The sequence below is a fragment of the Dellaglioa sp. CoH-56-MRSF-14 genome (assembly GCF_056782115.1).
In genome coordinates, this window is record NZ_JBXAYB010000128.1 from 1 (window position 1) to 250 (window position 250).

The following is a 250-nucleotide window of genomic DNA, read 5'->3' on the forward strand; positions in this document are numbered from 1 at the left end:
GGCTCGCGCGCAGCTGGTGGAAACCTACTTCACCAAGACTTCGACGACGGCTCCTGTGGTTAGCGTAGGGCTGCGTAGTGCAGCTGCTGAAACAGACAGCGCCCAAATCACGGTCTCGGGAACAACACCAACATACGCATCGGTCCTGTCTGATATTGACCCCAACGGAAACAAGGCATGGTCTACCAACTCGATCAAGGCGTCGCAGTTTGTCTTGAACCATATAACCTAATGCGAGGGTGACTATGGC

The 250-nt window shown here is 54.4% G+C and carries 1 protein-coding gene; it reads left to right on the top strand.

Annotated elements, in window-relative coordinates; all coding sequences use genetic code 11:
- Positions 1 to 232, top strand: a 232-nt coding sequence (locus AC1RPX_RS08055; protein ID WP_481763377.1) for a hypothetical protein, incomplete at its 5' end; no start/stop codon positions are given.
- Positions 233 to 250: the final 18 nt, after the last annotated feature.